This is a genomic window from Cellulomonas sp. B6 (assembly GCF_001462455.1).
In the GTDB taxonomy this organism is placed as follows: domain Bacteria; phylum Actinomycetota; class Actinomycetes; order Actinomycetales; family Cellulomonadaceae; genus Cellulomonas.
Map to the genome: position 1 here is coordinate 18650 of NZ_LNTD01000053.1, position 22751 is coordinate 41400.

Consider the following 22751-nt stretch of genomic DNA (forward strand, 5'->3'; position numbering starts at 1 on the left):
GGGTCAGGATGTCGGCATGACGACCCCGACCGACGACTCCCCAGGTGACGGCGCGGAGGCCGCGGCGGCCCGTGCCGCCGGCGGCTCCCGCGTCTCGTGGCGCGTGTTCACGCCGGCGGCCGCCGCCATCGTGGTGGTGGCCGCGCTCGCGATCCTGTTCCCCGACCGCGCGCAGGGCGTCGTGGAGGCCGTGCAGTCCGACGTGATCGGCGCGTTCGGCTGGTACTACGTGCTCATCGTCGCCGGGTTCGTGATCTTCGCGCTCTGGATGGGCCTGAGCCGGTTCGGCGACATCATGCTGGGCCGGGACGACGACGAGCCGGAGTTCTCGCTCGGCTCGTGGTTCTCGATGCTGTTCGCGGCGGGCATGGGCATCGGCCTGGTGTTCTGGGGCGTCGCCGAGCCGCTGAGCCACTACGCGCAGCCCAAGCCCGGCACGTCCGGGACGCCGGCCCAGCTCGCCGAGACCGCGATGATCCAGACGTACCTGCACTGGGGCGTGCACGCGTGGTCGGTGTACGTGGTCGTGGGGCTCGCGCTGGCGTACGCCGTGCACCGCCGCGGGCGGCCCGTGTCGATGCGGTGGGCCCTCGAGCCGCTCGTCGGCGAGCGGCGGGCCGCCGGCGGCCTGGGTGACGTGGTCGACGTCATCGCGGTCGTCGGGACGGTCTTCGGCCTCGCGACCTCGCTGGGCCTCGGTGTGCTGCAGATCGCGGGGGGCCTGGAGCACCTGGGCGTCGTGACGGCGTCGACGACTCTCGAGGTCGTGCTGGTCGTCGCGATCATGGCCGTCGCCACGGTGTCGGTCGTGTCGGGTCTCGACAAGGGCCTGAAGTGGCTCTCGAACGTCAACGTCGCGCTCGCCGGCCTGCTCATGGTGTGCGTGCTCGCGCTGGGCCCCACGCTGTTCCTGCTGCGCGAGTTCGTGCAGTCGATCGGCGTGTACCTCGCGCGGGTCGTGCCCATGTCGTTCAACGTCAGCGCGTTCTCGGGGGCCGAGGGCGAGGCGTGGCAGGCTGCGTGGACCACGTTCTACTGGGGTTGGTGGATCTCCTGGGCGCCCTTCGTCGGCGTCTTCATCGCCCGGATCTCGCGCGGACGCACCGTGCGGGAGTTCGTGGTGGGCGTGCTGGGGGTCCCGGTCGTCGCCACGTTCCTGTGGTTCTCGGTGCTCGGCGGCTCGGCGCTGTGGACCGAGCTGTTCGACGGTGGCGGGCTCGTGGGCCCTGACGGCGAGGTCGACCAGACCAACGCGCTGTTCGACCTGCTGGCCGGGCTGCCCGGCGGCGTGGTGCTGTCGGTCGGGGCCGTCGTGCTCATCGGGCTGTTCTTCGTCACGAGCGCCGACTCCGGCTCGTTCGTCGTCGCGATGCTGACGACGGGTGGGCACCCGTCGCCGCGCACGTGGACGCGCGTCGCGTGGTCGGCCGTCACGGCGTTGCTCGCCGCGTCGCTCCTGGTGGCCGGTGGTCTGGTCACGCTGCAGACCGCCGCGATCCTCATCGCCCTGCCCTTCTCGGTGGTGATGCTCGCGATGGTCGCCGCGACCGTGCGGGCGTTCCGTGCCGAGCACCACGCGACGCTCGTCGCCGAGCGGATCGCGCAGCGCGAGCTGCTCGAGGAGGCGATCGGCGAGGGGGTCGCGGCCGAGCGCGGGCGGCTGCTCGCCAGCGGCGCGAACCACCGCGTGCGGCGCATGCTCGCGCAACGTCGCGACGCGGCTGCGGGCAACGGCAACGGCACCGGTGAGGACGAGACCGGGGAGGACCGGGCGTGACCGGTGGGTTGGTGGCGGTGCACGCGCACCCCGACGACGAGTCGCTCGCGACCGGAGCGCTCCTGGCGACCTGGGCGGCGGCCGGGCGCCCCGTGACCGTCGTGACGGCCACGCGCGGCGAGCGCGGCGAGGTCATCGGCCGGCGCTGGGCGCACCTCGAGGGCGACGGGCCGGCGCTCGCCGCGCACCGCACGGGCGAGCTCGCGGACGCACTGGCCGCGTTGGGCGTGCGCGACCACGGGTTCCTCGACGAGGCCGTGGGGCAGGACGAGCGGTACGAGGACTCGGGCATGGCCTGGGTCGGCGCGGGCCGCGCGGGGGCCGCGTCCGACGCGCCCCCCGGCGCGTTCGCGTTCGCCTCGCTCGAGGAGGCCGCCGAGGGGCTCGCGCGCGTGCTGCGCTCGCGCCGGCCCGACGTCGTCGTGACGTACGAGCCGGGCGGCGGGTACGGCCACCCGGACCACGTGCGCACCCACGAGGTGACGACGCGGGCCCTGGAGCTCGCGGCGCGCGAGGACGACCCCCTGTCGCCCGCGCACGTCGTGCCCGTGCTGCTGTGGTCGGTCGCCGGCAGGGCGGCGCTGCGCCGCGCGCAGGCCGCGCTCGCGGGGGACGCCGTCCTCGCGGCGCTCGGGCCGGCGATCCAGGACCTCACGCTGCCGGACCCGGCCGCCGAGCCGCCGTCGGTCGCCGTCCCCGACGACGAGGTCGACCTGCTCGTCGACGTCGCACCCGTGAGGGACCGCGTGCTCGCCGCCCTGCGCGCCCACGCGACGCAGGTCCAGGCGGTGCGCCCGGTCGACGGCGACGACGGGCTGCTCGGGTGCTACGCGCTGAGCAACGGCGTGCTCGCGGCCTTGCCCGTCGCGGAGGGCTACCGGTACGCACCGGGCAGCCTGCGCGCGCACGAGGCGGGGATCGTCTGGCCAGAGGGCGTACGCCCGGTAGCCTGACCGTCGTGCCGCAGCTCACCGCCTCGACCCTGGCGCGCACCGTCGCCTCCCTCTGCGTGGGTCTGGGTGCCGGGACGATCGGCACGGTCATGCACCGCGCGATCCGTCCCTGGGGCCTCGTGCTGTGCGTCGCGCTCGTGCTGGCCGCCGCCCTCGTCACGCGCGCGTGGGCCGGCTGGGCGGGCTGGTTCGCGACGGTCGTCGGCACGCTCGCCGCGGCGCAGGTGCTCTCCGGGCGGGGCCCCGGAGGCGACGTGCTCGTCCCCGCGGGCGACGCGTGGGGCTGGGCGTGGGCGGTCGGGGCCGTGGTGGCACTGGGACTGGTCGCCCTCGTGCCGCGGCGCTGGGTCGAGGACCCGCCGCCGGCGACGACGTGACCGCCGCCGTCCAGCCCGAGGCCTACCGCGCCGTCGCGGCACGGCTCGCGGCCGGGGTGGTCGTGGTCACCGCGGTCCGCCACGGCGTGGTGCACGCCGCCACGGTGTCGTCGGTCGCCTCGGTCTCGCTCGACCCGCCGCTCCTGCTCTTCTGCGTGCACACCGACGCCCGGCTGCGCGACGTGCTCGACGCCACCGACGGGTGGGCCGTCTCGGTGCTCGCCGACGACCAGGCCGACGTGGCCGACTGGCTCGCGTCGCCCGGGCGCCCCGCGGTGGGGCAGCTCGACAGGGTCGCCCACGCACCGGCGCCGGTGTCGGGTGCGCCGTGGCTCGACGGGGCCGCCGCCTGGTTCGACTGCCGGACCGAGGCGGTGCACGCGGCGGGCGACCACGACGTCGTGGTCGGGCGCGTCGTGGCGGCGCGTGAGGGGGCGCCCGACGCGGGCGGCCTCGTCCACCTGCGGGGACGGCTGCGTGGCGTCCGCTGAGCGGTGAGGAGGGCACGTCCGTGCGCTGCGCGCCGGACGGCGACCGCGTCCCCGACGCGCGTGTGACGGGCCGTAGAATCGCCGCGCGCGCGGAACGCGCGCGCCCAGCACCACCTCGGGGGATCGATGACGCACGGGACCGACCGCGACGGACCGGACGAGCACGCCGCGGGTGACCCCGCCGTGCCCGGGGGGCCGCGTGAGGACGGTGCCGCGGACCCGCGGCGTCCCGTCGCCGCCGGCGACGCCGCCGCTGACACCGTCGCCGGCGACGCCGCCGCTGACACCGCCTCCGGCGACACCGCCGCCGACGAGCCCGCGACGCCGGACGTCGGGTCGACGGCCGGCGGCGAGCAGCCGCCCGCGCGTCGCGCGCTCGCGCCCGAGCCGGCCGCACCCCTGACCGCGTGGCCCTCGTGGGACGACGTCGCCGTGACGGCCCCGGTCGTCGACGACGCACCCGGTGAGGACGCACCCGCCGAGGACGCGCGCATCGACGACGCGTCCCCCGCCGACGCCGACGCCGACGCCACGCCCCTCGCCGACGCGCCCGACGCCGACGCGGTCGCCGCCGGCACGCCCGACGCCGACGCGGTCGCCGCCGAGACACCCGACGCCGACGCGGCCGCCCGGGACGAGCACGGCGACGAGGTGGTGTCCGGGCAGACCCCCGCCGCCGCCGACGACGCCCCGGCCGCCGCGCCGCGCGCTGCGGGGCCGGTCGACCTGTCCGCGCTCGCGTTCGCCGCGCTCAACGCCGCAGCCGTGGGTGTTCCCGCTCACGCGTTGCCGCGCAGCCCGCTGGACGCCGGCGGCGCCCGCGCCGACGACGGGGCGGCGGACGACCCGACCGTCGACGACCCGGGGTCGGACGCCCCGGCCGCCGACGCGCCGATCTCCGACGAGCCGATCGCCGACGACCCGACCTCCGACGACCCGGGCGACGTCGGGCCCGACGACCCTGGCGCGACCGGCTCCGCCGCCGAGGGCGGTGACGCGACCGACGCCGCGGCGGCACCGGCCACCTCGCCGGAGCCCGCCGCGTCGGACGTGCCGTCCGACGACGGCGCTGCGCCCACCGAGCCCGCCCCCGAGGGCGCTGCGCCGCCGGAGCACGCCGAGCCGCGCTCGTCGGACGCCACCGCGGTCATGCCGCGGGTCGACGACGGTGACGCGCCGCGGACCGCCGCCTCGCCGTGGCCGGCGACCACGCAGGGCGCGGCCGCCGCGCCGGGAGCCCCGGGAGGACCCGTCGTGCGCACGCCCGTCTCCGAGCGCAAGGACTCACCGCTCGACGTGTTCGAGGACGACGCGACCCCGCGCCGCTGGCCTCGCGTGCTCGCGGTCGTCGGCGCCGTGCTCGTGCTGCTCGTCGGCGGCTACGTCGGCGCGTCGTACGCGCTGGCCCACGAGGTGCCGCGCGGTGCGACGGTCGCCGGGGTGGACATCGGCGGGATGTCGGCCGACGAGGCCGAGCAGGCGCTCGTGTCGGGTCTCGCCGACCGGACGGCGGGCCCCGTCCCGGTCGTCGCGCAGGACGTCCAGGCGGAGCTCGACCCGGCCGCCGCGGGTCTCGCGCTCGACGCGCACGCGACGGTCGCGCGCCTCACCGGCGTCGACCTGATGCAGCCCGTGCGGCTGTGGCGGCAGATCGTGGGCGTGCGCGAGCAGCCGCCGGTCTCGCGGGTCGACGAGACCGCGCTCGAGGGTGCGCTCACCGAGCTGTCGGGGTCGCTGGTCCTGGCACCGGTCGACGGCACCGTCGTGTTCGCCGACGGGGCCCCGCACGCGACGCAGGCCGTCGACGGCTGGGACCTCGACGTCGAGGCGGCGGCCGACGCGCTGGCGGACGGCTGGCTCACGGAGCCGACCCCCGTCGAGCTGCCGACCGCACCGACCGAGCCCGCGATCACGCAGGCGGAGACGGACCGCGTCATGACGCAGGTCGCGCAGCCGCTCGCGGCCGCCCCCGTGACCGTCCACGTCGCGGACCGTCAGGCCACGCTCGACGTGCCCACCCTGACGAGCAACGCGTCGTTCGCGCCTGTGGACGGCACGCTCGAGCTGCAGCTCGACGGCCAGGCGCTCACCGACGCGCTGCTGGGCCAGCTTCCCGACCTGCTGACCACCGCGGCGGACGCGCGCTTCGAGTTCCAGGACGGCTCGCCGGTCATCGTGCCCGGCGTCGCGGGCACCACGCTCGACCCCGCCGCGGTCGCGACCGCCGTCGCCGACGCGGCGACGTCCGCGACGAGCAACCGGCTCGCCACGGTCGGTCTCGTCGAGAGCGACCCCGCGCAGACCACGGCGGCGCTCGAGGCGCTCGGTGTCAAGGAGGTCGTCTCGGAGTTCTCGACGCCGCTCACGAGCGAGCCGCGACGGACGTCGAACATCGCGACGGGGCTGCGCAACATCACGGGGACGCTCGTGCGTCCCGGGGAGACGTTCAGCCTCACCGAGGCGCTCGGCCCGGTCGACGCGGCCCACGGGTTCGTGCAGGCCGGCGCGATCGTCAACGGCGAGCACGCCGACGCGTGGGGCGGCGGTCTGTCGCAGGTGTCGACGACGACGTACAACGCGGCGTACTTCGCGGGCTTCGAGGACGTCGAGCACACGCCGCACTCCGAGTGGTTCCAGCGCTACCCGGAGGGGCGTGAGGCCACGATCTTCACCGGTGTGATCGACATGAAGTGGAAGAACAACACGCCCTACGGCGCACTCGTGCAGGGGTACGTGGCCGACGGTCGTGCGACCGTGCGCATCTGGAGCACCAAGCACTTCACGGTCGAGACCGAGAAGAGCGGGCGCTCGGGCGTCGTGTCGCCGACGACCGTGTACTCGCAGTCGGCGACGTGCTCGGCGCAGAGCGCGGGCAACCCGGGCTTCACCGTGACGAACACGCGGCGCGTGTACCTCGACGGGCAGCTGGTCGACACCGAGTCGAACACGTGGCGCTACAAGCCGCAGAACCGCGTGGTGTGCGGCAACCCGCCGCCGCCGGACGCCCCGCCGACCCCCTGACGGGTCCGCGGCGTCAGCCCGCGTCGTCGACGTCCTGCGGTGCCCGACGCGGCGCGCGGCGCGGCGGCGCGGGCGGCACGACCTTGGCCCGCACCACCGCGGCGGCGGGGACGGTGACGTCGCCGCGCCGCGTGCGCACGGTGAGGCCCGTGGCGTCGACCGCGACCACGTCGCCCAGCACGTCCGTGAACGGCGGCTCGCCCCCGTGCAGGGTGCCGGTCGGCGTGTCGGGGGGCAGGTCGTCGCGCAGCCGGCGCACGACGACGCGCGTGCCGGGCGCCCAGGTCTGCCACGTGGCGCGACTCACGTCGTGCGCCGCGTGTCGGGGGTTGGACGTGGGGTCGTCACGGCGGTCACGTGGGGGATACTAGGTCGACCGCTGCACCCGTGGAGGACCCGCCGTGACGTATGTGATCGCCGAACCCTGCGTGGACGTCAAGGACAAGGCGTGCATCGAGGAATGTCCGGTGGACTGCATCTACGAGGGCAAGCGCTCGCTGTACATCCACCCCGACGAGTGCGTGGACTGCGGCGCCTGCGAGCCGGTCTGCCCGGTCGAGGCCATCTACTACGAGGACGACGTCCCCGAGCAGTGGGCCCCGTACTACGAGGCGAACGTCCACTTCTTCGACGAGATCGGCTCGCCCGGCGGCGCCGCGAAGATGGGCGAGATCGACCACGACCACCCGATCATCGCCACGCTGCCGCTGCGCGTGCACGGCGACTGACGCCGCGCCCCGCGGACGACGCCACGTGGGCCTGCTGACCGGCGCGCTGCCGGACTTCCCGTGGGACTCGCTCGTGCCGCTGGCCGAGCTGGCCCGCGCGCACCCCGACGGCATCGTCGACCTCTCGGTCGGCACGCCCGTCGACCCGACGCCCGCGGTCGTGCGTGACGCGCTCGCCGCGGCCGCCGACGCGCCCGGGTACCCGACGACGCACGGCACGCGCGCGCTGCGCGAGGCCGTCGTCGACTGGTTCGCACGCCGGCGCGGCGTGCCGGGCCTGGATCCCGACGCCGTGCTGCCGACGGTGGGCTCCAAGGAGCTCGTCGCGCTGCTGCCGTCGCTGCTGGGCCTCGGCGCGGGCGACGTCGTGCTGCACCCGGCCACCGCCTACCCGACGTACGACGTCGGTGCGCGGCTCGCGGGGGCGACCCCGGTGCCCGTCGAGGACCCGGCGGCCGTGCTCGCGCAGCGTGACGACGTGCGCCTCGTGTGGCTGAACTCGCCCGGCAACCCCGACGGGTCGGTGCTGGACGTCGCACGGCTGCGTGCGGTGGTCGACGCCGCTCGCGCGGCGTCGGCGCGCACGGGCCGGCCGGTGGTCGTCGCGTCCGACGAGTGCTACGCCGAGCTCGCGTGGGACGCGCCGTGGGCGACCGAGGGCGTGCCCAGCGTGCTCGACCCCCGGGTCGCCCAGGGGGACCTGACGGGGCTGCTCGCGGTGTACTCGCTGTCGAAGCAGTCCAACCTCGCGGGCTACCGCGCGGCGTTCGTCGCGGGGGACGGCGGGCTGGTCGCCGGTCTGCTCGAGACGCGCAAGCACGCCGGCATGATCGTGCCGGCACCCGTGCAGGCCGCGATGACGGTCGCGCTGGGCGACGACGCGCACGTCGCCGAGCAGCGCGAGCGGTACCGCCGGCGGCGGGGGGCGCTGCGAGCCGGGTTCGAGGCCGCGGGGTACGTCGTGGACCGCTCGCACGCCGGCCTGTACCTGTGGGTGCGCCCGGACGGCGGGTTCCAGGACTCGTGGACGACCGTGCGCGACCTCGCGTCGTCGGGCCTGCTGGTCGCGCCCGGCGCGTTCTACGGTGCGGCGGCGGCCGGGCACGTCCGGGTCGCGCTGACGGCGTCGGACGAGCGGGTCGCGCAGGCCGCCGCGCGGCTCGCGGGCGCCTGATCCAGCAGGGGTCGCGGGCCGCCCGGCGCGGCGCGCCGCCCGACCCCTACCCCATGTGAGGCGCATCACATACGGACCAAGGTCCGTTCGCGCGGTCGTCAGGATGCCGGATTCGCGGGTACCGTCGCTGCGGGCCGACGAGGGTCACCACCGCGCGCCGGCCACCCCAGGAGGTCACGGCGCACCCGCCGGGGCCGGTCGCACGCTCGTCGGCGCAGGAAGGAACACCATGTCGGACGTCGTCACCGCACCGGTGCAGGCCCCCGTCCAGCTCGTGGTCGGCGGGCAGGCCCACGACCTGCCCGTGGTCCCCGCGACCGAGGGCAACGACGGCATCGTCGTGTCGTCGCTGCTGCGTGACACCGGCATGGTCACCGTCGACCCCGGGTTCATGAACACCGCGTCCTGCGAGTCGCAGATCACCTACATCGACGGCGACGCGGGGATCCTGCGCTACCGCGGCTACCCGATCGAGCAGCTCGCCGAGCACTCCTCGTTCCTCGAGGTCGCGTACCTGCTCATCCACGGCGAGCTGCCGACGCCCGACGCGCTGGGCTCGTTCGAGGAGCGCGTCAACCGCCACACGCTCGTGCACGAGGACTTCCGCACGTTCCTGGGCTCGTTCCCGCGCGGCGCGCACCCGATGACGGTCATGGCGTCGGCGCTCAACGCGCTGTCGACGTTCTACCCGGAGTCGCTCGACCCGTTCGACCCCGAGACGGTCGAGCTCGCGACGGTCCTCATCCTCGCCAAGACGCGCACGATCACGTCGTACGTGCACCGCACGGCCAAGGGTGAGCCGCTGCTCTACCCGGACTACTCGCGCGGGTACGTCGAGGACTTCCTGCGCATGACGTTCGCGGTGCCGTACCAGCAGTGGGACCCGGACCCGGTCGTCGTCAACGCGCTCGACAAGCTGCTGATCCTGCACGCCGACCACGAGCAGAACTGCTCGACCTCCACGGTCCGCATCGTCGGCTCGAGCCACGCCAACGTCTACGCGTCGGTCGCCGCCGGCATCAACGCGCTCTCGGGCCCGCTGCACGGCGGGGCCAACGAGGCGGTCCTGCGCATGCTCGACCAGATCAAGGCGAACGGCGGCGACGCCACCGACTTCATGCGCCGCGTGAAGAACAAGGAGGACGGCGTCCGCCTCATGGGCTTCGGCCACCGGGTCTACAAGAACTACGACCCGCGCGCCGCGATCGTGAAGCAGAGCGCCCACGAGGTGCTGCAGGCCCTCGGGAGCACCGACGAGCTGCTCGACATCGCGATGGGCCTCGAGGAGATCGCGCTGCACGACGACTACTTCGTCTCGCGCAAGCTGTACCCGAACGTCGACTTCTACACCGGGCTCATCTACAAGGCGATGGGCTTCTCGGAGCAGATGTTCACGCCGCTGTTCGCGCTGGGTCGCATGCCCGGCTGGATCGCGCAGTGGCGCGAGATGATGAACGACCCGCAGACCAAGATCGGTCGCCCGCGGCAGGTGTACACGGGCGCCACCGAGCGCGCGTACGTGCAGGTCGCCGACCGCTGACCGGCCGCGCCGCGCCGCGCGCGGGGTCGGGAGCGACCCCGCGCCGCGCGGCGACGGGCGGCGCCGGCCGTCGGCGACGCCCCGCGGGGCACGTCAGCCGCTGACGGTCACCCGCACCTGGCCGGGCGGCAGCGCGGGCGCGTCCGTCGGCTGCCACGTCGGGTCGCTGCGCGTCCACGTCCGGTCGGCGACCGTCACGCCCTCGACCCCCGTGTCGCGTGCGACCGCGACGGCCCACTGCGCGAGCGTCCACCCGGCGCGCGACGCGTCGTCGGGCACGAGCGCCGTGGCGTCGAGGTCGACGCGCGACGGCGTCCCCTCGGGTCCGTCGGCGAGCTGCGCGGTCGCGGGCAGGTCGCCCCAGTCGCGGGCCACCCGGTCGACCACCGGGCCGGTGCCGGTCGGCGTCCCGACGGGGCGCAGCGTGCAGCGCAGCGCGGCGGGCGACCACCCCGTGAGCGCCGAGGCCCACGCGCGCGAGCGGACCTCGTGCTGCGCGTACGCGTCGGGGAAGCCGCTGCGCTGCACCGCCTGCGCGGCCTCGGTGACCGGCAGGTCCTGGTAGCCCGGGACCTTCTCGAGCCCCTCGTAGAACTTGGTCGTCGAGTAGACGGGGTCCATGATCTGCTCGACCGTGCCCCAGCCCTGCGACGGGCGCTGCTGGAACAGCCCGATCGAGTCCCGGTCGCCGTAGTCGATGTTCTCCAGGCGCGACTCCTGCAACGCCGTCGCGAGCCCGATCGTCACGGCGCGCGCCGGCAGCCCGCGGCGCACGGCCAGGGACGAGACCAGCGCCGCGTTCTGCGCCTGGTCGGGGCTCAGGCTCCAGTCGGTCCCGTCGAGGTGGGCGACGCAGCGCTCGGCGACCGGCGGTCGCGGCCGTGTCCGGTCGAGCAGGGTGACGACGCCGACGACGCCGACGCCCGCCACGAGCACCGCGAGCAGTGCGACGCCCAGCGCGGGCAGGCAGCCGCCACGACGGCGGCGCGGACGGCGACGGGCCACGGCGTCAGTTCGCGTGCAGGGCCGCGTTCAGCTGCACCCCCGCGCCGGACCGTGCGACGGCCTCGACCTCGCCCGTGCGCGAGTTGCGCCGGAACAGCACGCCGTCGGCCCCCGCGAGCACGCGGGCCTTGACGACGCGCGCGCCGCCCTCGTCGACGGCACCCTCGACGTCGAAGCCGACGAGGCGCACCTTGGTGCCCGCGGTGACGTAGAGGCCGGCCTCGACGACGCAGTCGTCGCCCAGCGGGATGCCCAGGCCCGAGTTGGCGCCGAGCAGCGAGCGCTCGCCGATCGACACGACCTCGCGCCCGCCACCGGACAGTGTGCCCATGATCGACGCGCCGCCGCCGACGTCGGAGCCGTCGCCGACCACGACGCCCGCCGAGATGCGGCCCTCGACCATCGACGTGCCGAGCGTGCCGGCGTTGAAGTTGACGAACCCCTCGTGCATGACCGTGGTGCCCGGTGCGAGGTGGGCTCCCAGGCGCACGCGGTCGGCGTCGGCGACGCGCACGCCCGACGGCAGCACGTAGTCGACCATGCGCGGGAACTTGTCGACGCCGTAGACGGTGACGGGCGTGCCCGTCGCGGCGCGCAGGCGCAGCCGGGTCGCCTCGAAGTCCTCGACCGCGCACGGCCCGCGGTCGGTCCACACGACGTTCGGCAGCACCGCGAACACGCCGTCGAGGTTCTGCCCGTGCGGTGCGACCAGGCGGTGCGAGAGCAGGTGCAGACGCAGGTACGCGTCGGCGGTCCCGGCGGGCGGCGCGTCGAGGTCGACGACGGTCGCGACGAGCCGGACGTGCACGCCGCGCGCGGCGTCGTGGCGCTCGCACGCCGCGAGGTCGGCCGGCGCGTGCAGCGCGACCGAGGTCGCGTCGTCGGGCTCGAGGGTCGCGGGCGGGCCGCCGAGGGCCGGCGTCGGGTACCAGACGTCGAGGGTCGTGCCGGACTCGGTGACGGTGGCCAGGCCGAGGCCCCAGGCCGTGCGGTCGGTCATGGCGCCAGCCTACGGCGCGGCCTCGTCCGCACGGCGGCCCGTCCGCGGTGCGGGAGCGGGCGGGCGCGTAGGGTCGGCGCCGTGGCTGCCGACGACCCGCTCGACCTGTCCGCCGACGTCGTGACGCTCACGCGTCAGGTGTGCGACCTGCCGTCCGTGAGCGGCGACGAGACGCGCCTCGCGCACGCGGTCGAGGCCGCGCTGCGCGCGCACCCGCACCTGGAGGTGCTGCGCGACGGCGACACCGTGGTCGCGCGCACGCACCTGGGCCGGGACCGCCGCGTGGTCGTCGCGGGGCACCTCGACACCGTGCCGCTCGCGGACAACCTGCCCACGCGCCTCGAGGGTGACGTGCTCTGGGGCCGCGGCACGGTCGACATGAAGGGCGGGGTCGCCGTCGCGCTCTCGCTCGCGGCGTCGCTGACCGCACCGGTGCACGACGTGACGTGGGTGTTCTACGACCACGAGGAGGTCGCGTCCGACCTCAACGGCCTGGGGCGCGTCGTGCGGAACCACCCCGAGTGGCTCGCGGCGGACTTCGCGGTGCTCGGGGAACCGAGCGGCGGCGGGCTCGAGGGCGGCTGCAACGGGACCCTGCGGGTCGAGGTGCGGCTCGCGGGCGTCGCGGCGCACTCGGCGCGCGCGTGGGTCGGCGTCAACGCCGTGCACGCCGCGGGCGAGGTGCTGCGCCGGCTCGAGGCGTACGAGCCCGCGACCGTCGAGGTCGACGGGCTGGCGTACCGCGAGAGCCTCAACGCCGTGCTCATCAGCGGCGGCACGGCGACCAACGTCATCCCCGACGCGTGCGTCGTCACGGTCAACTACCGGTTCGCGCCGTCGCGCTCGGTCGACGAGGCGGTCGCGCACGTGCGCGACCTGTTCGTGGGCTACGACGTCGAGGTCACCGACGCCGCCGCGGGCGCCCGGCCCGGGCTCGACGCGCCGGCCGCGCAGGACTTCGCGGCCGTCGTCCTCGCGGTCACCGGCGGTCGTCCCGCCCCCAAGTACGGCTGGACGGACGTCGCGCGGTTCAGCGAGCTCGGCGTCCCGGCCGTGAACTTCGGGCCCGGCGACCCGCTGCTCGCGCACAAGGACGACGAGCGCGTGCCGGTCGCGCAGATCGAGCTGTGCCACCGGGCGCTGCGCGCGTGGCTCACGGGTGAGCAGCCCGACGCGCAGCCGCTCGGCACGGCCTGACGACGCGCGCGGCGGAAGCCCGGCGGGCACGCGGGCTTCCACCCGCGAGGCCCGCGACCTGCGCCTAGGCTCGGAGCATGACCCACGAGACGTCGGCACCCGCACCGGAGTACCGCCGCGGCCCCGTGCTGCTGCGCCGCGACCAGATCCCCGCCACGACCTCCGACCAGCGCCTGCTGTCGCGCGGCGAGGGCGCGTCCTGGCTGCACGACGACCCGTGGCGCGTCATGCGGATCCAGAGCGAGTTCGTCGAGGGGTTCGGCGCGCTGGCCGAGGTCGGGCCGGCCGTGAGCGTGTTCGGCTCGGCGCGCGTCAAGCCCGACGACCCGTACTACGCGATGGCGCAGGACGTCGCGCGCGGGCTGGTCGAGGCCGGGTACGCCGTCATCACGGGCGGCGGCCCCGGGGTCATGGAGGCCGCGAACAAGGGTGCGGCCGAGGCCGACGGCCTGTCGGTCGGGCTCGGCATCGAGCTGCCGTTCGAGCAGGGCATGAACCGGTGGGTCGACCTCGGGGTCAACTTCCGCTACTTCTTCGCCCGCAAGACGATGTTCGTCAAGTACTCCGAGGGCTTCGTCGTCCTCCCGGGCGGCTTCGGCACGTTCGACGAGCTGTTCGAGGCCCTCACGCTCGTGCAGACGCACAAGGTCACGGGCTTCCCGATCGTGCTGCTCGGCGGCGACTACTGGGACGGCCTGCTGACGTGGCTGCGCGGCACCGTGCACGAGCACGGCATGATCGCCGCGGCCGACGTCGACCTGCTGCAGATCGCCTCGACGGCCGAGGAGGCCGTCGACCTCGTGGTGCGGCGCAACGCCGAGCTCCGAGCCGAGGAGGCCGCTGCCGCGCGCGCCACCGCGCACGCCGTGCGCGAGGCGCAGGCGGCGAGCGGTGGCCCCGTGCGTGAGACCGGCACCGGTGACCGGCAGGACGACCAGGTGTCCGGCGGCGGGTGGTGACCAGCGGTCCGCTGCCCGGCGTCCCCGCCGGCGCGGCACCGCTGCGGCTGCGCGGCCGGACGTTCGGGCCCGACCGGCCCGTCGTCATGGCGGTCGTCAACCGCACGCCGGACTCGTTCTATGCCGCGGCCCGCTACCGCGACGACGACGTGGACGCCGCCGTCGACCGTGCGGTCGAGGACGGCGCCGACCTGCTGGACGTCGGCGGCGTGCGCGCCGGACGTGGCCCCGTGGTCGACGAGGCCGAGGAGATCGCGCGCGTCGTGCCCGTCGTCGAGCGCGTGCGCGCACGGCACCCGGACCTGCTGGTGAGCGTCGACACGTGGCGGGCCGGTGTCGCGCGCGCGGTCGCCGACGCGGGCGCGGACCTGCTCAACGACACGTGGGCGGGGCACGACCCGGGACTCGTCGAGGTCGCCGCCGAGCGGGGCCTGGGGGTGGTGTGCTCGCACACCGGAGGCGCGACGCCGCGCACCGACCCGTTCCGCGTCACGTACCCCGCGCCGCCGGGCGTCGACCCGCTCGACGGCGTGGTCGACGACGTGGTCCGCACGCTCACCGCCGCCGCGGCGCGGGCGGTCGGGCTGGGCGTCGACCCCGCGTCGGTGCTCGTCGACGCGACGCTCGACTTCGGCAAGACCACCTGGCACTCGCTCCACCTGCTCAGAAGGACCCCGCAGATCGTGCAGATCGGGCACCCTGTGCTCATGGCGATCTCGCGCAAGGACCTGGTGGGGGAGACGCTCGACCTGCCGCCGGACGAACGCCTCGAGGGCACGCTCGCCGCCACGGCCGTCGCGGCGTGGCTCGGCGCCCGGGTGTTCCGCGTGCACGACGTCGCGGCCACGCGGCGCACGCTCGACATGGTCGCGGCGATCCGTGCCGAGCGCGCCCCGGCCGTCGCGCTGCGGGGCATGCTGTGAGCACCGGGCCGGGCCGCGGCGACGTCGCCGCGCCGGCGGTCGCTGGTGGCCGCGCGGACGCCGGGACTGCGCCCGCCGACACCGCGCCCGCGGGCGACGACCGCACGGTCGACGTGGCCGGGACGGCGCCGGCCGGCTGGTGGGAGCGTGTGCGCGGCTGGCCGTGGTGGTTCCACGTGCTGCTCGTCTTCACGGCGTCCCGCCTGCTGGCCGGGGTCGTGTTCGTCTGGACCTCGACGGTCCAGGAGGCGAACCTGTGGACCGACGCGAACCCGCCGTACCAGCAGTACGTCGCGCTGATGTACGACGGCGGCTGGTACCGCCAGATCGCCGAGTCCGGGTACCCCGCCGAGCTCCCGCGCGACGCGCAGGGCCTCGTGCAGCAGAACCCGTGGGCGTTCTTCCCGCTGTACCCGATGCTCGTGCGCGGTCTCATGGCCCTCACGGGCGGTTCGTGGGTCGCGGTCGCACCGACGGTCGCGCTCGTGCTCGCGGCGCTCGCGGCCCTCGTCGTGCACGAGGTCGTGCGCCACGGTGCGCCGCGCGCCGTCGCGGCCCGGCCGGGGCTGCCGCTCGCGTCGGTCGCGCTGGTCTGCGCGTTCCCGACGGCCGCGGTCCTGCAGGTCGCCTACACCGAGTCCGCCGCGCTGCTGCTGGTCGCGACGTCGCTGCTGCTGATCGTGCGGCGCCGGTACGGCTGGGCCGCGCTCGCGGTCGTCGCCCTCGGCTTCACGCGCGCGGTCGCGCTGCCGATGGCGGTGGTGGTGGTCGTGCACGCCGGCGTGCGCTGGTGGCGCGCGCGGCGCGGCGACGACACCTTCACGCGGCGCGACGGCGTCGGCCTGGCGGGGCTCGCGGTCGCGTCGGGCGTCTCGGGCGTCGCGTGGCCGGCCATCTGCGGGTGGGCGACGGGCGTGCCGGACGGCTACCTGCAGACGCAGGAGGCGTGGCGGGGCGTGCGCGAGGTGACGCCGTTCTACGGGTGGACGTACGTGCCGCAGTTCTGGTTCGGCGACGCCGGCCCGTGGCTCGTGGCGGCAGGTGCGGCGCTCGTGCTGGCGGTGCTGCTCGTGCCGGCCGCCTGGCGGATCGGGCCCGAGCTGCACGCGTGGTCGGCCGCGTACGTGCTGTACATCGTCGCGGTGATCGAGCCGGGCTCGAGCCTCGCGCGGTTCCTGCTGCTCGCGTTCCCGCTGGCAGCGGTCACGGCCGGCGTCGTGACGCGCCCCGCGTGGGCGCGGAGGCTGTGGTTCGGGGCGGTGCTCGTCCTCATGCTCGGGCTGCAGGTGCTGTGGATCCGCCAGATGTGGGAGTTCAACCCGCACGGCGACTGGCCGCCGTGACCGGTCCGTGCTGCGGGCACCGCGGCGGCGTCCGCCCTCGGTGAACTAGGATGGTCGGCGGACAACCGGCTGACCAGTGAGGTTGCCGGGGCCGCCGACGATCGTCGGACGGCCGTAGACGAGGCGAAGGAGAGGCCGGATGGCCGCGATGAAGCCGAGGACCGGCGACGGACCGCTCGAGGTGACCAAGGAGGGCCGCGGCATCGTCATGCGCGTCCCGCTCGAGGGCGGCGGACGGCTGGTGGTCGAGCTCAACGCGACCGAGGCCGCCGAGCTGGGCGAGGCCCTGTCCTCCGTCGTCGGCTGACGACCTGCGCATGAGCCCTCGCACCACCGGCACGGCGGCGACCGCAGCACGGCGCACACCGCCCCCCGTCACGTTGCACGGCGCCACCGTCGTCGACTCGCCGCTCCTCACGGACGGCACGGTCGACGCGGTGGCGGTGCAGGTCGCGCCGCCGCGGGTGGATGACGACGCGCTGCAGCCGCGGTCGGGGACTCCGCAGGCCGCGGCCCGGTACGGCGTCGACCTGGCCGAGCTGGCCGATCGCGCGGGGCTCACCGGTGCCGCGGGCGAGGCGTTCACCGTCCACCTGCCGCTGCCGGTCGGCTCGTCCGTCGTGCTGCCCTGGGCGGGGCTGCCCTCGCGCCTCGTCCTCCTGGGCGTCGGCGACGAGAGCCCGACCGCGCTGCGCCGTGCGGGGGCCGCGCTCGCGCGGGCGACCCGTGGCGTGGGGCGCGTCGCGACGACCGTCGGCGCCCAGACCCACCACGACCCGTCCGCCGCCGCGCAGGCCGCGCGCGCCGTCGTCGAGGGCTACCTGCTGGCGTCCTACACGACGCCCCGGACCACAGCCGAGCCGAGCACCTCGCAGGCCGCCGAGCTCGTGCTCCTGGGGCGGGACGGCGACCAGGTCGCGGCCGCGGTCGAGGCCGCCCGCACCGGCGCCGAGGCGACGTGGCTCGTGCGTGACCTCGCCAACACGCCGTCGAACGTCAAGGACCCCGCGTGGCTTGCCGACCGCGCGCGTCGGCTGGGCGCCGACGCGGGGCTCGACGTCCAGGTCCTCGGTCCCCGCGAGCTGACCGCCGGCGGCTTCGGCGGCATCCTCGCCGTCGGGGGCGGCTCGGCGTCGACCCCGCGGCTCGTCCGCCTCACCTACACGCCCGCGGGCGGCGGCGGCAGGCACGTCGTCGTCGTCGGCAAGGGCATCACGTACGACACCGGCGGCCTGTCGATCAAGCCGCGCGAGGCCATGGTCCCGATGAAGACCGACATGGCCGGTGCGGCGGTCGCCCTCGCGACCGTGCTCGCGGCGGCGCGTGCACGCCTGCCGCACCGCGTCACCGCGGTCCTGCCGCTCGCCGAGAACCACGTCGGCGCCGCGTCGTACCGACCGGGTGACGTGCTGACGCTGCACGGCGGCACGACCGTCGAGATCGCCAACACCGACGCCGAGGGCCGCCTCGTGCTCGCCGACGCGCTCGCGTGGGCCGACGCGACGCTCGACCCCGACGTGCTCGTCGACGTCGCGACCCTCACGGGCGCGGCGAGCCTCGGCCTGGGCAAGCAGCACGCCGCGCTCTACGGCACCGACGACGCGCTCGTCGCGGCGCTCGCCGCCGCGGGCGACCGCACGGGTGAGCTCGCGTGGCCCATGCCGCTGGTCGCGGAGTACGAGGAGGCCGTGCGCTCGTCCGTCGCCGACCTGCGCCACGTGCCGCAGGACCGCACGATCGGCGGCGGCTCCATCACCGCCGCGCTGTTCCTGCGGCACTTCGTCGGCGACCGGACGTGGGCCCACCTCGACATCGCCGGCCCCGGGCGCTCGACGTCCGACAAGCACGAGGTCACGGAGGGTGCGACCGGGTACGGCGCGCGCCTGCTGCTGGAGTACCTGAGCGCGCTGGACTGAGGGCGGCGACGCGCACCGGCCGAACGGTCGGCCGGTGCGACCCGCGGCCGCGCCGCGTCAGCGGCGGACGGCTACCAGCAGCCCGTCGCCCACGGGCAGCAGCGCCGGCATCAGGCGCTCGTCGGCGCGGACCTGCCGGCCGACGTCGCGCACGGTCGTCGTGGCCTCGTCCCGGCGGGCCGGGTCGGCGACGCGGTCGTGCCAGAGGGCGTCGTCGACCACGAGCACGCCCCCCGGGCGCAGCAGGCGCACGGCCTGCTCGACGTAGCCCGGGCAGCCGTCGACGTCCGCGTCGACGACCACCATGTCGTACCCGCCGTCGGTCAGTCGCGGGAGCACGTCGAGCGCGCGTCCCGAGATCGCACGCGTGCGGGTGCTGCGCACGCCCTCCTCGGCGAACGCCTCCTTCGCGGCGCGCTGGTGCTCGAGCTCGATGTCGATCGTCGTCAGCACGCCGTCGGCCGGCATGCCGCGCAGCAGGTAGAGGGAGCCGACCCCGGCGCCCGTGCCGACCTCGACCACCGCGCGGGCCTGCACCGCCGCCGCGAGCACGCGCAGCGTCGCTCCCGCGCCCGGCGCGACGGGCGTGCACCCGAGGTGGGACGCGCGCTCACGGGCCCGCAGCAGCACGTCGTCCTCGTCGAGGAACTCCTCGCAGTACACCCAGCTCTGCGCCTTGTCGGTGGAGATGTCGGCCTCCTCGTCGTGCGCCCCGGTGCGGGGCGTCCCTGCCGGTCAGCGTAGTCCCGCGGGGTGCGGGGCCCCGGCAGCGCGCACGCGTGGCGGCACGCCGTCCGGTCGGTGGTTCGCCCGTGACGAACACGGGTCGAGGAGCGTGCCCGGACCTGGGACACTGGTCGTCAGCGCCCCGACCCGGAGAGAACCCACGCACATGAGCGATCAGCCCGCCGAGTGGCAGGCCCCGTCGTGGGAGGAGATCGTCCGCGAGCACTCGGCGCGCGTCTACCGCCTCGCGTACCGACTGACCGGCAACCGGCACGACGCCGAGGACCTCACGCAGGAGACGTTCGTCCGCGTGTTCCGGTCGCTGCACACGTACAGCCCCGGCACGTTCGAGGGCTGGCTGCACCGCATCACGACGAACCTGTTCCTCGACCAGGCGCGTCGTCGCCAGCGCGTGCGCATCGAGCCGATCGGGGACGACTCCGAGCGCTGGGCGTCGGCCGACGCGCTCGCGACGCCCGAGCGCGCGTTCGAGAACGGCAACCTCGACCACGACGTGCAGCGGGCGCTCGACGCGCTGCCCCCCGAGTACCGCGCGGCCGTCGTGCTGTGCGACATCGAGGGGCTGTCGTACGAGGAGATCGCGGTCACCCTCGGCATCAAGCTCGGCACCGTGCGTTCCCGGATCCACCGCGCGCGGGCCCGGCTGCGGATCGCGCTCGAGCACCGTCGTCCCGACCTCGTCGCGCGCGGCGAGGCGGTCGCCCCGGGCGCCGACGGCGACCGGTCCGGCGCCCCCGCGGAGGTGGCGGGGTGATGCACCTCGGTTCGCGCATCAGCGCCCTCGTCGACGGGCAGCTCGACCCGGCCGCGACCGAGCGTGCGCTCGCGCACGTCGCGACGTGCCGCGCGTGCGCGGGCGAGCTCGCCGACGCGCGCGCGGCCCGTCGCGCGCTCGCGGCGGCGGAGCCGGTGCTGCCCACGGAGGACCTCACGGCCCGGCTGCTGTCGCTCTCCTCGCAGGGCACCACGCCGAGCGTCCCGCACCGCGACCCCTTCGCCGTCGCGGGCGGCGCCCCGCTGCCCGTCGCGGCGACCCGCGCGCTGCGCGGCGACGTCGTGGCGCGCCGCTCGCCGGTGCGGCTCGTCGTGGGCTCCGTCGCCGGTCTCGGCGCCGTGGCCGCGGGGCTCTTCGTCCTGGGCGGTCGCCCGGTCGTCACGCCGACGAGCCACCCGGCCGCCGTCCTCGGGCTGCTCGCGCACCCGTCGGCCGTCGCGGTCGACGGCCGCGCGCTGAGCACCGACGACGCGACCGTCTCGCGGTTGCGTGGTCAGGGCTGGACGTTCCCGCAGAGCCTGCCGACGGACTGGCAGGTCGCCGCGATCCGCTGGTCGCCGGGGGACGTGCCGACGCTCGAGGTCGACGTCGCGGGCCCGGACGGCACGTTCGTCGTCACCGAGCAGCAGGGGCGCCTCGACACCGCGGCGCTCGCGGGGGCGCCGGTGCGCGAGATCGGCGGCCGTGACGTCCACGTGCTGTCCTACGAGCCGTGGCACGTGGCCTGGCAGTCGGAGGCGACCGTGGTGCAGGTGCTCGCCGCGCAGGACGACGGTGACGTCGACGCGCTCGTCGCGGCGTTCCCGGCCGGGGGCTACGACGACACCATGACGGGCCGCATCGGCCGCGGGTGGCAGACCGTGTCGACGGCCTGGGACCGCGGGTGAGCGACACCGACGGGACGACGCCCGGCGGCCCGGCCCCGACCCCGCCGCCGGCTGCGGACCGGCCCGTCGCGCCGGCGTCCCCTGCGGACGGGTCCGACACGCCCGCACCGGCCACCGACCGGGCGTCCGCGGCGGCGCCGACGGGGCCGCTGTTCGCGGCGCCCTCGTCGTACCGGCACGTCACGAGAACCCCTGCACCGGCGCCCTCGGTCGGCGTCGCACCCGGGCCGACGTCCGGCGGCCCCGCCGCGGTCCCGCCCGCCCTGCAGGCGCCCGCCGCCCCGCCGGGCACGACGCCCGACGGTCTGCCGCCGCTCCACGGGTATCCCGTCGGCTCGGCACCCGCGCCGGCTCCCGCCCGGCGGCGGTCGCGTCGCGGCCTGTCGGCCGCCTGGGTCGCACCGCTCGTCGTCGCAGCGCTCGCCGCCGGGTTCGGCGGCGGCGTGCTGGGAGCCCGTGCGTTCCCGGACGACCGTCGGCCCGCCGACGCCGCGCTGCCCGTCACCTCGACGCCCGGCGTCCCGGGGGCACCCGTGGACCGGTCGCCCGGGTCGATCGCCGCGATCGCCGCGGACGTCCTGCCGAGCGTCGTCTCGATCGAGGTCCGCACCACCGACGGCGAGGGCTCCGGCTCGGGCTTCGTGCTGCGCGAGGACGGCTACATCCTCACCAACAACCACGTGGTGGCCGGCGCCGAGCAGGGCACGCTCGTCGTCGTCTTCGCGGACGGCTCCGAGCAGCCGGGCACCGTGGTCGGTGCGACCGGCGAGTACGACCTCGCCGTCGTCAAGGTCGAGTCCACCGGTCTGACGCCGCTCGTGCTCGGGGACTCCGACGCCGTCGTCGTCGGCGACCCCGTGGTCGCGGTCGGTGCGCCGCTCGGCCTGGCCGGCACGGTCACGACCGGCATCGTCAGCGCACGCAACCGGCCCGTCGTCGCGGGGGGCTCGACCGACGCCGCGTTCATCAACGCGATCCAGACCGACGCGGCCATCAACCCCGGCAACTCCGGCGGGCCCCTGGTCGACATGGCGGGGCAGGTCGTCGGCATCAACTCCGCGATCGCCCAGCTGCCGGGCCGGCTCACGAGCGCCGGCAGCATCGGCCTGGGCTTCGCGATCCCGTCGAACCAGGCGCGGCGCACGGCCGAGCAGCTCATCGAGACCGGCCGCGCGACGTACCCGGTGATCGGCGTGCTGCTCGACCCCGACTACCAGGGCGAGGGCGTGCGCGTCGTCGAGCAGGACCCCGACGGCGGGCGGGCCGTCACCCCCGACGGTCCGGCCGACGTCGCGGGCATCCGCCGGGGCGACGTGATCCTGGCGATCGACGGCCGGCCGGTGACGGCGTCCGACGAGCTGATCGTCGCGATCCGCGCGCACCAGCCCGGCGACACCGTGGTGCTGCGCGTGCGCACGGGCGAGGACGAGCGCGACGTGCGCGTCCGGCTCGACGAGGTGGCCTCGGACTGATCCCGGAGAACCGGACGGACCGCCGAACCGGCCCCGTGCCGCGCGGTAGCCTGGTCGGGTGCTGGGGATCAACGGAGGCGAGCTGATCATCCTGCTGCTCGTCATCGCGCTGGTCGTCGGCCCCGAGAGGCTCCCGACGTACGCCGAGCAGCTCGCCCGGTGGGTGCGGCAGGCGCGCGACCTCGCCCGCGACGCCCGCGGTCGCGTCGACGAGGAGCTCGGCGCGGGCGACGTCGACTGGGAGGCGCTCGACCCCCGTCGCTACGACCCCCGCCGCATCGTCCGGGACGCCCTCCTCGAGGACCCCGCGCCGCGTGCTCCCGCGCGCGCACCCGGCGCGACCGTGGCGGCCTCCGCCGCAGCGACGGTGCTCGCGCCCGGGGCTCCGGCACCGTTCGACGACGAGGCGACCTGACCGGTCCCGCGGCGCGAGCCCCGCAGCAGCACGACCCGCAGCACGACCCCT

The 22751-nt window shown here is 76.0% G+C and carries 22 protein-coding genes; 18 read left to right on the forward strand and 4 right to left on the reverse strand.

What is annotated here, in order from left to right:
- Positions 1-16: 16 nt before the first annotated feature.
- The 5 genes from ATM99_RS03930 (at position 17) to ATM99_RS03950 (ending at position 6619) form a co-directional block, all read left to right on the forward strand.
- Complete coding sequence (locus tag ATM99_RS03930) at positions 17-1777, forward strand: BCCT family transporter (protein ID WP_062101629.1); 1761 nt, start codon at positions 17-19, stop codon at positions 1775-1777.
- Positions 1774-2730, forward strand: coding sequence for a PIG-L family deacetylase (locus tag ATM99_RS03935; RefSeq protein ID WP_062101630.1), 957 nt, complete (start codon positions 1774-1776; stop codon positions 2728-2730). The genes ATM99_RS03930 and ATM99_RS03935 overlap by 4 nt, the downstream gene beginning before the upstream one ends.
- 5 nt (positions 2731-2735) lie before the next feature.
- Positions 2736-3107 (forward strand): hypothetical protein, encoded by a 372-nt coding sequence (locus ATM99_RS03940; RefSeq protein ID WP_062101631.1) that lies wholly within the window; start codon positions 2736-2738, stop codon positions 3105-3107.
- Positions 3104-3598, forward strand: coding sequence for a flavin reductase family protein (locus ATM99_RS03945; RefSeq protein WP_062101632.1), 495 nt, complete (start codon positions 3104-3106; stop codon positions 3596-3598). The genes ATM99_RS03940 and ATM99_RS03945 overlap by 4 nt, the downstream gene beginning before the upstream one ends.
- 126 nt (positions 3599-3724) lie before the next feature.
- On the forward strand, positions 3725-6619 hold the full coding sequence (locus ATM99_RS03950) for a VanW family protein (RefSeq protein ID WP_062101633.1): 2895 nt from the start codon (positions 3725-3727) through the stop codon (positions 6617-6619).
- Between the two features lie 13 nt (positions 6620-6632).
- On the opposite strand, the gene ATM99_RS03955 is transcribed toward ATM99_RS03950, so the two are convergent.
- The gene (locus ATM99_RS03955; RefSeq protein ID WP_062101634.1) at positions 6633-6926 is read right to left on the reverse strand and encodes a hypothetical protein; all 294 of its coding nucleotides are present in this window, start codon (positions 6924-6926) and stop codon (positions 6633-6635) included.
- Positions 6927-7020: 94 nt separating this feature from the next.
- Between ATM99_RS03955 and fdxA the strand changes: the two genes are divergently transcribed.
- The 3 genes from fdxA to ATM99_RS03970 all read left to right on the forward strand — a co-directional run bounded on the left by fdxA (position 7021) and on the right by ATM99_RS03970 (position 10061).
- Positions 7021-7347 carry a ferredoxin gene (fdxA, locus tag ATM99_RS03960; protein WP_062101635.1) on the forward strand — a complete coding sequence of 109 codons (327 nt, stop codon included), beginning with the start codon at positions 7021-7023 and terminating at the stop codon, positions 7345-7347.
- Between the two features lie 25 nt (positions 7348-7372).
- Positions 7373-8521 (forward strand): succinyldiaminopimelate transaminase, encoded by a 1149-nt coding sequence (dapC, locus tag ATM99_RS03965; RefSeq protein WP_190278766.1) that lies wholly within the window; start codon positions 7373-7375, stop codon positions 8519-8521.
- 229 nt (positions 8522-8750) lie between these two features.
- Positions 8751-10061, forward strand: coding sequence for a citrate synthase (locus ATM99_RS03970; RefSeq protein ID WP_082659242.1), 1311 nt, complete (start codon positions 8751-8753; stop codon positions 10059-10061).
- A 93-nt stretch (positions 10062-10154) separates the two neighbouring features.
- On the opposite strand, the gene ATM99_RS03975 is transcribed toward ATM99_RS03970, so the two are convergent.
- Together ATM99_RS03975 and dapD are read right to left on the reverse strand one after the other, a co-directional pair.
- Complete coding sequence (locus ATM99_RS03975) at positions 10155-11066, reverse strand: hypothetical protein (protein ID WP_062101636.1); 912 nt, start codon at positions 11064-11066, stop codon at positions 10155-10157.
- A gap of 4 nt (positions 11067-11070) precedes the next feature.
- A complete protein-coding gene (gene dapD / locus ATM99_RS03980) occupies positions 11071-12066 on the reverse strand; it encodes a 2,3,4,5-tetrahydropyridine-2,6-dicarboxylate N-succinyltransferase (protein WP_062101637.1) in 996 nt (331 codons plus the stop codon).
- An 81-nt stretch (positions 12067-12147) separates the two neighbouring features.
- Here dapD and dapE point away from each other — a divergent pair, with 81 nt between their 5' ends.
- The 6 genes from dapE (at position 12148) to ATM99_RS04005 (ending at position 18404) form a co-directional block, all read left to right on the forward strand.
- Positions 12148-13263 carry a succinyl-diaminopimelate desuccinylase gene (gene dapE / locus ATM99_RS03985; RefSeq protein ID WP_062101638.1) on the forward strand — a complete coding sequence of 372 codons (1116 nt, stop codon included), beginning with the start codon at positions 12148-12150 and terminating at the stop codon, positions 13261-13263.
- Between the two features lie 77 nt (positions 13264-13340).
- Positions 13341-14222 carry a TIGR00730 family Rossman fold protein gene (locus ATM99_RS03990; protein ID WP_082659244.1) on the forward strand — a complete coding sequence of 294 codons (882 nt, stop codon included), beginning with the start codon at positions 13341-13343 and terminating at the stop codon, positions 14220-14222.
- Complete coding sequence (folP, locus tag ATM99_RS03995) at positions 14219-15145, forward strand: dihydropteroate synthase (protein WP_062101648.1); 927 nt, start codon at positions 14219-14221, stop codon at positions 15143-15145. The genes ATM99_RS03990 and folP overlap by 4 nt, the downstream gene beginning before the upstream one ends.
- Entirely contained in the window at positions 15142-16488 is a 1347-nt protein-coding gene (locus ATM99_RS04000) for a hypothetical protein (protein ID WP_190278767.1), read from the forward strand. Before folP ends, ATM99_RS04000 begins: the two co-directional genes overlap by 4 nt.
- Positions 16489-16627: 139 nt before the next feature.
- On the forward strand, positions 16628-16795 hold the full coding sequence (locus ATM99_RS18525; RefSeq protein WP_082131650.1) for a DUF3117 domain-containing protein: 168 nt from the start codon (positions 16628-16630) through the stop codon (positions 16793-16795).
- A gap of 10 nt (positions 16796-16805) precedes the next feature.
- Positions 16806-18404 (forward strand): M17 family metallopeptidase, encoded by a 1599-nt coding sequence (locus ATM99_RS04005; protein WP_062101639.1) that lies wholly within the window; start codon positions 16806-16808, stop codon positions 18402-18404.
- A 57-nt stretch (positions 18405-18461) separates the two neighbouring features.
- Here the strand turns inward: ATM99_RS04005 and ATM99_RS04010 are convergent, their stop codons facing one another.
- The gene (locus tag ATM99_RS04010) at positions 18462-19094 is read right to left on the reverse strand and encodes an O-methyltransferase (RefSeq protein ID WP_062101640.1); all 633 of its coding nucleotides are present in this window, start codon (positions 19092-19094) and stop codon (positions 18462-18464) included.
- 202 nt (positions 19095-19296) lie between these two features.
- On the opposite strand from ATM99_RS04010, the gene sigE reads away from it, so the two are divergent.
- Genes sigE through ATM99_RS04030 form a run of 4 tightly spaced genes read left to right on the forward strand, consistent with a single transcriptional unit; the run spans position 19297 to position 22700 of the window.
- Positions 19297-19905, forward strand: a complete 609-nt coding sequence (gene sigE, locus ATM99_RS04015; protein ID WP_062101641.1) for an RNA polymerase sigma factor SigE — start codon at positions 19297-19299, stop codon at positions 19903-19905.
- A complete protein-coding gene (locus ATM99_RS04020) occupies positions 19905-20813 on the forward strand; it encodes a zf-HC2 domain-containing protein (protein WP_150118107.1) in 909 nt (302 codons plus the stop codon). Before sigE ends, ATM99_RS04020 begins: the two co-directional genes overlap by 1 nt.
- Positions 20810-22285, forward strand: a complete 1476-nt coding sequence (locus ATM99_RS04025) for a trypsin-like peptidase domain-containing protein (protein WP_062101649.1) — start codon at positions 20810-20812, stop codon at positions 22283-22285. Before ATM99_RS04020 ends, ATM99_RS04025 begins: the two co-directional genes overlap by 4 nt.
- A gap of 58 nt (positions 22286-22343) precedes the next feature.
- Complete coding sequence (locus ATM99_RS04030) at positions 22344-22700, forward strand: hypothetical protein (protein WP_062101643.1); 357 nt, start codon at positions 22344-22346, stop codon at positions 22698-22700.
- The last annotated feature ends 51 nt before the right edge of the window (positions 22701-22751 follow it).

Coding starts and splice junctions, on each gene's coding strand:
- dapD (WP_062101637.1), bottom strand. CDS start 12,066: ATGACCGACCGCACGGCCTGGGGCCTCGGCCTGGCCACCGTCACCGAG.
- ATM99_RS03950 (WP_062101633.1), top strand. CDS start 3,725: ATGACGCACGGGACCGACCGCGACGGACCGGACGAGCACGCCGCGGGT.
- ATM99_RS03990 (WP_082659244.1), top strand. CDS start 13,341: ATGACCCACGAGACGTCGGCACCCGCACCGGAGTACCGCCGCGGCCCC.
- sigE (WP_062101641.1), top strand. CDS start 19,297: ATGAGCGATCAGCCCGCCGAGTGGCAGGCCCCGTCGTGGGAGGAGATC.
- ATM99_RS03930 (WP_062101629.1), top strand. CDS start 17: ATGACGACCCCGACCGACGACTCCCCAGGTGACGGCGCGGAGGCCGCG.
- ATM99_RS04005 (WP_062101639.1), top strand. CDS start 16,806: ATGAGCCCTCGCACCACCGGCACGGCGGCGACCGCAGCACGGCGCACA.
- ATM99_RS03970 (WP_082659242.1), top strand. CDS start 8,751: ATGTCGGACGTCGTCACCGCACCGGTGCAGGCCCCCGTCCAGCTCGTG.
- ATM99_RS04020 (WP_150118107.1), top strand. CDS start 19,905: ATGCACCTCGGTTCGCGCATCAGCGCCCTCGTCGACGGGCAGCTCGAC.
- ATM99_RS18525 (WP_082131650.1), top strand. CDS start 16,628: ATGGCCGCGATGAAGCCGAGGACCGGCGACGGACCGCTCGAGGTGACC.